Consider the following 8,783-nt stretch of genomic DNA (forward strand, 5'->3'; position numbering starts at 1 on the left):
CTAGTTTAGCTTATTAATTTTAATTATTTATTGTCACTTAATACGATAGTGATGTGACTTGTTCTTTTATTGATTGAACTTGCAGCACCTTTTGCTCTTGGACGGAAACGTTTAAGTGTCGGTCCTTCATTTGCAAATGCTTGTGATACTACTAAGTCTTCTACATTCATTCCATAGTTATGTTCAGCGTTTGCAGCAGCTGATTTAATTACTTTAGCTACTGGTAGTGAAGCTGCTTTAGTTGTGAATTCTAAAATTCCTAATGCTTCGCCCACTTTTTTACCACGTACTAGGTCTAATACCAATCTTACTTTACGTGGAGCGATGCGGACTGTCTTAGCGATTGCTTTTGACTCCATGAATGTGCCTCCTTATGTTGTTAAAAATTTCTATAAATTATTATCTTCTTGTTTTTCTGTCATCTGCTGCGTGACCTTTGTAAGTTCTTGTTGGTGCAAATTCACCAAGTTTGTGTCCTACCATATCTTCAGTCACGTAAACAGGAACGTGTTTTCTTCCGTCATATACTGCAAAAGTAATTCCGATAAATGATGGGAAAATTGTTGAACGACGTGACCAAGTTTTAATTACTTGTTTTTTCTCTTGTCCGTTCATTTTTTCAACTTTTGCCAATAAGTGGTGATCAGCGAATGGTCCTTTTTTTAAACTACGAGCCATTGTGTTATCTCCTTTCTGATACTTTGCGTTATCATCAGGTTTTTGGTAAAGAGCTTTTGCTCCTCACCACCTAACCTTCTATATGCTTTATTATTTAGTTCTAGCACGTACGATAAATTTGTTTGAACGAGCTTTTTTAGAACGAGTTTTCTTACCAAGTGTAGGTTTACCCCATGGTGACATAGGTGATTTACGTCCGATTGAAGTACGTCCTTCACCACCACCATGCGGGTGATCGTTCGGGTTCATAACAGATCCACGTACAGTAGGTCTTTTACCTAACCAACGAGTTCTACCGGCTTTACCGATATTTACCAATCCATGTTGTTCATTACCAACTTCTCCGATTGTAGCACGGCAAGTTGCTAAAATCATTCTTACTTCCCCTGATTTAAGACGTACTAATACGTATTTACCTTCTTTACCAAGCACTTGAGCACTTGCTCCGGCTGAACGTACTAATTGTCCACCTTTTCCGGGTTTAAGTTCAATATTGTGAATTAATGTCCCTACCGGGATATTTGATAATGGTAATGTATTACCTATTTTGATGTCAGCTTCAACCCCTGATATTACTACTTGTCCTACCTGTAATTCTTTAGGAGCGATGATGTAACGTTTTTCACCATCTGCATAGTGTAGTAAAGCGATATTCGCTGAACGGTTCGGATCGTACTCAATTGTGGCAACTTTTGCAGGTACGTTGTCTTTATTTCTCTTGAAGTCAATAATACGGTATTGTCTTTTGTGACCGCCACCGTGGTGACGTACAGTAATTTTACCTTGGTTATTTCTTCCCGCTTTTTTCGGTAGCGGCGCTAATAATGACTTTTCTGGTTTGCTTGTTGTAATTTCTGCAAAATCTAATGATGTCATATTACGACGCCCATTAGTAATAGCTTTATATACTTTAATAGCCATTTGTCATTGTTCCTCCTTAGTGGTATATGGAATTTATTCTTATGCGAATAATCCTTCGATTGTTTGTCCTTTAGCTAACTTAACGATAGCTTTTCTTCTTTTGTTAGTATATCCACCGTATCTTCCGACACGACGGAATTTCGGTTTGTAGTTCATTACGTTCACTTTCTCAACTTTAACACCGAAGATTTCTTCGATAGCTTGTTTAATTTGAGTTTTGTGAGCACGTGTGTCTACTAGGAAAGTGTATTTATTTTCTTGCATTAATAAATAACTTTTTTCAGTTAATACTGGGCGTTTGATAATATCGCGTGCATCCATTATGCTAATACCTCCCCAACTTTTTCTAGTGCATCTTTAGTGAAGACTACTTTATTACTTCCTAAGATGTCTAATACATTAAGACCGGTTGTTTCTACGAATTCAACCCCCGGAATATTTCTTCCTGATAATACTGTATTTTCTTCAAATTCTGAAACTACGAACAATACTTTTTTATCTAAGTTTAAGTTTGTCAACATTGTTTTAAAGTTTTTAGTTTTAATTGTATCAAATGCTAATGTTTCTAATGCAAACACTTCGTTAGCCGCTACTTTAGAAGATAAAGCAGAACGCAATGCTAAACGACGCATTTTTTTAGGCATTTTAAAGCTGTAACTACGTGGTGTAGGCCCAAATACTGTACCACCTCCACGCCATTGTGGTGAACGGATAGATCCTTGACGAGCACGACCTGTCCCTTTTTGACGCCATGGTTTGCGACCACCACCTGAAACTTCAGAACGTCCTTTTGTTTTGTGTGTACCTTGACGAAGTGATGCACGTTGTAATGTTACCGCTTGGAATAAAACGTGTTGATTAGGTTCAATTCCGAATACTGCATCATTAGCTTCTACTGCACCGACTTTAGTACCGTCTTGTTTAAATAAATCTAATTGTGGCATTTTCTAATTTCCTCCTTCCGTATATTTTCCGATTATTTACCAGATTTAACTGCTGATTGGATTTTTACGAAGCTTTTTTTAGAACCCGGAATACAACCTTTAATTAAGATTAATCCATTTTCTACGTCTACGCTTACTATTTCTAAGTTTTGAGTTGTAACTGTAACTCCACCCATTTGTCCCGGCAGTGCTTTACCTTTAAATACACGGTTAGGTGCTACAGGTCCCATTGATCCAGGACGACGGTGGTAACGAGAACCGTGAGCCATTGGTCCACGACTTTGTCCGTGGCGTTTAATTGCCCCTTGGAATCCTTTACCTTTACTTACTCCTGTTACGTCAACTAAGTCCCCTGCTGCAAAAATATCAACTTGGACTTCTTGACCTACTTCATAACTAGCAACTTCTACATCTCTGATTTCTCTAATGAATCGTTTTGGTGCAGTGTTAGCTTTATCTGCGTGACCTTGTTCAGGTTTATTCGCAACTTTTACTAAACGATCTTTACGTTCTTTATCGTAAGGACGTTTATCGTCGAATCCTAATTGGATTGCATTGTATCCTTCAACTTCTTCTGTTTTCTTTTGTAGAACGACGTTCCCTTTCGCTTCAACTACTGTTACCGGAATTAATTCTCCGTTTTCAGCGAAGATTTGAGTCATACCTACTTTTCTTCCTAAGATACCTTTGGTCATCGAAAGTCACCTCCTATATTATAATTTTAATTCGATGTCAACACCTGATGGTAAGTTTAAGCTAATTAAAGCATCAACTGTTTTTTGTGTTGGTTCAATAATATCGATTAGGCGTTTGTGTGTACGTTGTTCAAATTGTTCACGGCTATCTTTATAAATGTGAACCGAACGTAAAATTGTATACACTGCTTTTTCTGTTGGTAACGGGATTGGCCCAGATACTTTAGCACCAGAACGTTTTGCAGTTTCAACAATTTTTTCTGCACTTTGATCAACTAATCTGTGATCATATCCTTTTAAACGAATACGAATTTTTTGTTTTGCCATCATTTCTCCTCCTATACATTTATTCGCTGCTATCGAGTAGCAACTTCTCCACGAAAGTTCTCCAGCACGCCATGCCATGGCAAAGCGGCCGGGCGTGTCAGTAACCTTTCGCTTCAACGCAAGTCCTCTTCAGACCGACATTCACTATTATACATGATATTCCGCTACATTACAAGTATTTTATTGAAAAAAAATAAATAAAAAGTCATGAATATGTTTTCCCAAATTATTAAGTTAAATATTCTTTATTTATAATAGAATAAATAATTTTAAATTAGATTAAATCTAATCAAAATATAAGCCAAAAAATTTCTAAAACCATAATTTTCACTTCATCTCATAAAAAATAATTTTAATTAAAAATTATTCTAATATCACAACAAAATAGTTATACACTTTTCGCTTTGTTAATTATAGTATAACTTTCCAAACATTAATTAACCTTTCTAAAGTAATTGTACTAATACAAAAAGATTACTGTTTACACAAAATACATTATGGTATATAATTAGATTGGACAAATATAAGGAGGAAAGCGGCAGGTTGTCGCAAATAATATAATGATTGATTTTAAAAAAACAGGAGTAATTTTCTTAGCAGCAGGTTTGGTGCTTAGCGGATGTTCTACTAAGGACAACTCTTCTTCACAAACTCAAAAAAAGGAAATTAAATCTATTTCTTTAGAAGATTTCACAAAAAATATAGGGAACTCTGATTATCAATTTATTGATACACGTAGTGACGAAAGTTACAACGGATTTAAAACTGATGATATTAAAAACGGCGGTCACCTAAAAAACTCTATTCAATATTCAGCAACATTTATAGGTAATGTTAATAAAGATAAAGAGGGAAAATTTATTAGTGATAAAGGTATTGATAAAAATAAAAAAGTTGTCGTTTATGATACTAATAAAGATAATCTAAACAAAGTTGCAGATAAATTTGCAAACTTAGGTTATGAGGTTTATAAATTTGAAGATTATAAAAAATTTGCAGATAATGATGCTAATAAAGAAAAATTAGTTAGTTATCCCGAATACCAAAACTTAGTTTCCCCTAAATGGGTCAAAGACGTTCAAGACAATAAAAAACCTGAAACTTATACCAACGACAAATACAGCATTTTCGAAGTTTCTTGGGGCGAGGGAGATAAAGCAGTAGCCTATAAGGAACATGTTAAAGGTGCTTATCACTTTAACACAGACTGGGTAGAAGATGGCCCGGTATGGAACTTACGTTCGGCTGATGAAATCAAGAAAAATTTATTAAAACAAGGTATTACTGCCGATAAAACAGTTATTTTATATTCAGATGATGCTTCAGCAGCGTTTCGTGTAAATTGGGCGTTGAAATGGGCAGGTGTAAAAGATGTCCGCATAATGAACGGTGGACTGAAAGCATGGAAAAATGCCGGTTTCGAAACGGAAACTAATGTTAATACTCCTAAAGAAGAAACGGACTTCGGTACAAAAATACCGGCTCATCCGGAATACAATATATCTCGCGCTAAAGAAATGGCACAAAAAGTTAAAGATGAAGGAATTAAATTAGTAAGTATTCGCTCATGGGATGAATACTTAGGAAAAACCAGCGGTTATGATTATATTGATAAAGCAGGTGAACCTCAAGGAGCAATTTTCGGTTTTGCAGGAGAAAACAAAGCCGACCTAAGCGACTATTACGATCCGGACGGTACACTTCGTAATCCGCAAGAAATTTATAATTTATGGAAAGGTCAAGGTATTAGCGAAACAGATAAAATTGCCTTATACTGCGGTACCGGTTGGCGTAATGCTGTACCATGGTTTATGACTCAACTTACCGGACGTGCTAACACCTACTTCTACGATGGTGGTTGGAACGATTGGCAACTTGACGGCTCGTTACCTGTAGACATTAATAAAGACAAAGGGCAAAAACCTGATGCCAAAAATGATTATAAATAATTAAAAATAAAGAGAGAGACTAATAAAATCTTGTTTTAAAAAATCACGATTTTTTAAGTCACTCTCTCTTTTTTACCGTTTAAAACCTTACCGAATCAAGGTTATATTTCTTTTTTAAAATCTAAAGTTAAAAATTGAAGAAAACGAAGAGTGTTTAATCCACCACAAAATATAACAATATAGTAATAGATAAACTCGCTGTCCACATTGTTTGTTAAAATATAATACGCTGAACCGATAACTAAAATAATGTTAATTACCAATGAAAAAATAAATTTTTTATAAACTATAACTAAAATAACCTGAATAATAACAAATAAAATTAATACACCCAACATAAGTTTTATATTATTTTCTGTTAATACCTTTGGAAATTTATAAATATTTTTGTGCATAATATGGCGTACCATACCCATTTTACGATCTTTAAAATAATTCCAGCCAATTAAAGCCGCTATTAAAATTATCTCCAGTATCGCTATAAAAATATAAAATTTCTTAAAATGAATTTTTCTTAACATTCAGTTCTCCTTGTTTTTAAGTTTTTTTAATGATATAATTTCTATTATAGATTATACAAATTCACTAGTCAATTACAACAAAAGCGGAGGAACTATGAACATCAAACGTTACTTCACAGCACTAAGTGTTCTCGTGCTGACTTTTTTCTTTTTATATACATTTAATCTGAATTTTGATTTAACTAAGCAGCTAAATATTGCTAATTTCGGCTTAACACTTTTAACATTTATCCTTTGGCTTGTTGCAGGTTATTTATTTTTAGTTAAAGACATCCTAAAAATAAACGAAAAAGAGCGTAACGGTATTACGCTTATATTAGTATTACTTGGAATTATCTTTTTTTACTATAACCCGTTACCCAATCCAGAAAACTTTTTTGTAGAAATACCGAGAATTACATTTTTTGCAATGACATTGTTTATTTTTATCAGTTTAGTTCTTCTGACTTATAAAGATAAAGTTCTTGGTTTTATTCTGGCAGTAAGCACACCTATAACAGTCCAAAGTTTTTTGGTAAATGTACTTAAAAACACGTCTTATACAAATTACACGGTTTATATTATAATTTTCCTTGTTATTGTTGCGTATACTGTAAACTATTTAAAACAGAAGTAAAAATATATCAGCCCTTAAAACTTATCCGAGTTTTAAGGGCTGATATATTTTTATTGTTAATTCTATTGAGATATAACTTTACACTAAAACAATATACTTATCGCAAATATCCGCAAAAAATTGCTGAATATTTCCAGCCTTTAACATCGCTTCTTGCTCTTCATCAACAATGTAATTTTCATCTGCTTCCATAACCGCAAGAAGTCGTGTAAAAGTATCAATAAATAAACTTTCATCTTCATTTAAAATATAATTAAACTTTTGTTCCGAGAAAAAAGGAACAAAAACTTCTCTGAAAGCACCTTGACGAATTTTTCCGATTAATTTTTCCCCATCAACTTCAAATAAATTTTTATTTTTTTGAACAAAATTACACGCTTTGGAATAATTGGAAAATAATTGAAAACCTTCCGCCTCGTTATATTCCCTAAAAACAGGGATTTTTAAACCTTTTTTATATAACTCTTTATCAAAAACAACAAAAATTTCTTCAAGTTCCCATAGCTCTTTAGCAATGTAATAAAATGCTACTCGCCATCTGTTATCACTTTTTGGTAATCTTTTAAAAGTGGCTATCTGCTCTACTAAACGTATATCTTTTTCCATATTAACTCCTTTAGCTAATCTATTTGAATTAATGTTCCTATTCTTTTCAATGTTTCCTCGTCTTTTCGATAAGAGAAGAACTTATCATTGTTTTTTACCGTGCATAAATTAGAAAAAATAATATTTTTCTCCAATACTCCACTTTTTACTAACAACTCTTTATTTATCTGCCACAAATCCAAATAATACTTACCGTTTTTTTCTACATAATAGTCCGCTACATTTAAAACACTAAACTTATCTACCAATTCTTTTGATACTTCATAGTTTTCTTTTGATATTGAAGGCCCTATAATAACTTTTATATCTTTCTTATCGCAATTATAATCTTGAACCATAGCACAAATTATTTCCTGAGAAATATTACTATACGTTCCACGCCATCCGGCATGTGCCAGAGCGACAACATTTCTTATTTTATCATAAAAAACTAACGGCACACAATCAGCGGTGAAAATTAAAAGTGGGATTTTTATCAAATTTGTTATTAGCCCGTCTGCTTCCAAACCGTTATTTTTTAAATCATCTTTACTTTCTATTTTTCTTACACTTGCTCCGTGAACTTGAGTATTAAATGCTAAATTTTCAAAATCAAAATTATATTCAGCTGATATTTTTTTCATATCATCTATATTTTTAGAATCAATTTGTCGTTTAGTAAAAATTATATTTATATTATCGTCATTAAATATAAAAGCATTATTGTTCTCTTGCATTGACTTCTCCTTTATTAATAACTTTATATATTATTGAAATGTATTCTTACTTATTACCTAAATAAAGTAGCTTTTATAATATCTTTAATTTTTATTTTTTCCTAAGTAAAATTTATACCTTTTACTTATTATTAACAATTATAACACAGTTAATTATTTATTGAAAATATCCCTTTTATCCACAAGGAAAATCTCAAGTAATAAGCTGTAGTTATTACTTGAGATTTTTAGAATTATTCAATTTTCAAAAGAATCGATTATCTATTAAGTAGCTGTTCTCGTTGGATATGCTCAACGATAATTATTTTTCTACGGGGTTATTTATTATTTTTTTTACGTTTAAATACTAACGCTAATAACGCTAACCCTGCCAAGCCATAACCACTCAATGTTGCTTGACTTTCTAATCCTGTTGACGCCAAATATCCTTTTAATCCACTTCCGTCATTTCTTAACCCTGTATTTTCATTATTTCCTTGTAGTTGTTTAACTAATTTTTTACCAGGGATTATTGCCGTACTTCCGTCTGGGAATGTCACAGTTGTTGTTCCGTCTTTTCCTACTTCTACTTTTGTTGCCGTAGGATTCATTTTCTTCACTGCTTCGGTCACTTTAGCTTTTTCCTCATCTGTTAAGTTACTTGCATCTTTAACAAGGGTTACTTCAGGGATTTGTACATTATTTGCATCCGCTAACTTAACTGTTTTATCAGGGGTTATTGGTGCTGTTGAGCCGTCCGGGAATGTCACAGTTGCTGTTCCGTCTTTTCCTACTTCTACATTTGTTGCTGTAGGATTTGCTTTTTTGACT

At 33.1% G+C, this 8,783-nt stretch carries 13 protein-coding genes; 2 read left to right on the plus strand and 11 right to left on the minus strand.

Translation table 11 applies throughout. From position 1 onward, the window contains the following. Nucleotides 1-23: 23 nt before the first annotated feature. The 7 genes from rplV to rpsJ all read right to left on the minus strand — a co-directional run bounded on the left by rplV (nucleotide 24) and on the right by rpsJ (nucleotide 3,565). Nucleotides 24-359, minus strand: a complete 336-nt coding sequence (gene rplV, locus HMPREF1983_RS06695) for a 50S ribosomal protein L22 (protein WP_021753550.1) — start codon at nucleotides 357-359, stop codon at nucleotides 24-26. Nucleotides 360-399: 40 nt separating this feature from the next. Next, nucleotides 400-678 (minus strand): 30S ribosomal protein S19, encoded by a 279-nt coding sequence (gene rpsS / locus HMPREF1983_RS06700; protein ID WP_021753551.1) that lies wholly within the window; start codon nucleotides 676-678, stop codon nucleotides 400-402. Between the two features lie 90 nt (nucleotides 679-768). Further along, the gene (gene rplB / locus HMPREF1983_RS06705; RefSeq protein WP_021753552.1) at nucleotides 769-1,599 is read right to left on the minus strand and encodes a 50S ribosomal protein L2; all 831 of its coding nucleotides are present in this window, start codon (nucleotides 1,597-1,599) and stop codon (nucleotides 769-771) included. Between the two features lie 39 nt (nucleotides 1,600-1,638). Continuing rightward, the gene (rplW, locus tag HMPREF1983_RS06710; RefSeq protein WP_021753553.1) at nucleotides 1,639-1,920 is read right to left on the minus strand and encodes a 50S ribosomal protein L23; all 282 of its coding nucleotides are present in this window, start codon (nucleotides 1,918-1,920) and stop codon (nucleotides 1,639-1,641) included. Then, nucleotides 1,920-2,543, minus strand: coding sequence for a 50S ribosomal protein L4 (rplD, locus tag HMPREF1983_RS06715; RefSeq protein WP_021753554.1), 624 nt, complete (start codon nucleotides 2,541-2,543; stop codon nucleotides 1,920-1,922). Before rplD ends, rplW begins: the two co-directional genes overlap by 1 nt. Before the next feature lie 32 nt (nucleotides 2,544-2,575). Next, complete coding sequence (gene rplC, locus HMPREF1983_RS06720) at nucleotides 2,576-3,238, minus strand: 50S ribosomal protein L3 (RefSeq protein WP_021753555.1); 663 nt, start codon at nucleotides 3,236-3,238, stop codon at nucleotides 2,576-2,578. 18 nt (nucleotides 3,239-3,256) lie between these two features. Beyond that, a complete protein-coding gene (gene rpsJ / locus HMPREF1983_RS06725) occupies nucleotides 3,257-3,565 on the minus strand; it encodes a 30S ribosomal protein S10 (protein ID WP_003147624.1) in 309 nt (102 codons plus the stop codon). 560 nt (nucleotides 3,566-4,125) lie between these two features. Between rpsJ and HMPREF1983_RS06730 the strand changes: the two genes are divergently transcribed. Further along, nucleotides 4,126-5,514: a rhodanese-like domain-containing protein gene (locus HMPREF1983_RS06730; RefSeq protein ID WP_021753557.1), complete on the plus strand. Its 1,389-nt coding sequence runs from the start codon at nucleotides 4,126-4,128 to the stop codon at nucleotides 5,512-5,514. Between the two features lie 101 nt (nucleotides 5,515-5,615). Here the strand turns inward: HMPREF1983_RS06730 and HMPREF1983_RS06735 are convergent, their stop codons facing one another. Further along, entirely contained in the window at nucleotides 5,616-6,035 is a 420-nt protein-coding gene (locus tag HMPREF1983_RS06735; RefSeq protein WP_021753558.1) for a hypothetical protein, read from the minus strand. A gap of 94 nt (nucleotides 6,036-6,129) precedes the next feature. Between HMPREF1983_RS06735 and HMPREF1983_RS06740 the strand changes: the two genes are divergently transcribed. Beyond that, nucleotides 6,130-6,651 (plus strand): hypothetical protein, encoded by a 522-nt coding sequence (locus HMPREF1983_RS06740; RefSeq protein WP_021753559.1) that lies wholly within the window; start codon nucleotides 6,130-6,132, stop codon nucleotides 6,649-6,651. A gap of 78 nt (nucleotides 6,652-6,729) precedes the next feature. Here the strand turns inward: HMPREF1983_RS06740 and HMPREF1983_RS06745 are convergent, their stop codons facing one another. The 3 genes from HMPREF1983_RS06745 to HMPREF1983_RS06755 all read right to left on the minus strand — a co-directional run. Further along, a complete protein-coding gene (locus HMPREF1983_RS06745; RefSeq protein WP_021753560.1) occupies nucleotides 6,730-7,257 on the minus strand; it encodes a hypothetical protein in 528 nt (175 codons plus the stop codon). Between the two features lie 14 nt (nucleotides 7,258-7,271). Further along, complete coding sequence (gene pgeF / locus HMPREF1983_RS06750; RefSeq protein ID WP_021753561.1) at nucleotides 7,272-7,973, minus strand: peptidoglycan editing factor PgeF; 702 nt, start codon at nucleotides 7,971-7,973, stop codon at nucleotides 7,272-7,274. Between the two features lie 317 nt (nucleotides 7,974-8,290). Continuing rightward, nucleotides 8,291-8,783 (minus strand): MiiA motif-containing surface protein (locus HMPREF1983_RS06755; RefSeq protein ID WP_021753562.1); only part of this gene is annotated, 493 nt, incomplete at its 5' end.

Source organism: Gemella bergeri ATCC 700627 (genome assembly GCF_000469465.1).
Lineage (GTDB): Bacteria > Bacillota > Bacilli > Staphylococcales > Gemellaceae > Gemella > Gemella bergeri.

Excerpts from the sequence above, each read along its gene's own strand:
- HMPREF1983_RS06740 (WP_021753559.1), top strand. The coding sequence starts at position 6,130 with ATGAACATCAAACGTTACTTCACAGCACTAAGTGTTCTCGTGCTGACT.
- rplW (WP_021753553.1), bottom strand. The coding sequence starts at position 1,920 with ATGGATGCACGCGATATTATCAAACGCCCAGTATTAACTGAAAAAAGT.
- HMPREF1983_RS06730 (WP_021753557.1), top strand. The coding sequence starts at position 4,126 with ATGATTGATTTTAAAAAAACAGGAGTAATTTTCTTAGCAGCAGGTTTG.
- rpsS (WP_021753551.1), bottom strand. The coding sequence starts at position 678 with ATGGCTCGTAGTTTAAAAAAAGGACCATTCGCTGATCACCACTTATTG.
- rplD (WP_021753554.1), bottom strand. The coding sequence starts at position 2,543 with ATGCCACAATTAGATTTATTTAAACAAGACGGTACTAAAGTCGGTGCA.
- rplV (WP_021753550.1), bottom strand. The coding sequence starts at position 359 with ATGGAGTCAAAAGCAATCGCTAAGACAGTCCGCATCGCTCCACGTAAA.
- HMPREF1983_RS06735 (WP_021753558.1), bottom strand. The coding sequence starts at position 6,035 with ATGTTAAGAAAAATTCATTTTAAGAAATTTTATATTTTTATAGCGATA.
- pgeF (WP_021753561.1), bottom strand. The coding sequence starts at position 7,973 with ATGCAAGAGAACAATAATGCTTTTATATTTAATGACGATAATATAAAT.
- HMPREF1983_RS06745 (WP_021753560.1), bottom strand. The coding sequence starts at position 7,257 with ATGGAAAAAGATATACGTTTAGTAGAGCAGATAGCCACTTTTAAAAGA.
- rplC (WP_021753555.1), bottom strand. The coding sequence starts at position 3,238 with ATGACCAAAGGTATCTTAGGAAGAAAAGTAGGTATGACTCAAATCTTC.
- rplB (WP_021753552.1), bottom strand. The coding sequence starts at position 1,599 with ATGGCTATTAAAGTATATAAAGCTATTACTAATGGGCGTCGTAATATG.
- rpsJ (WP_003147624.1), bottom strand. The coding sequence starts at position 3,565 with ATGGCAAAACAAAAAATTCGTATTCGTTTAAAAGGATATGATCACAGA.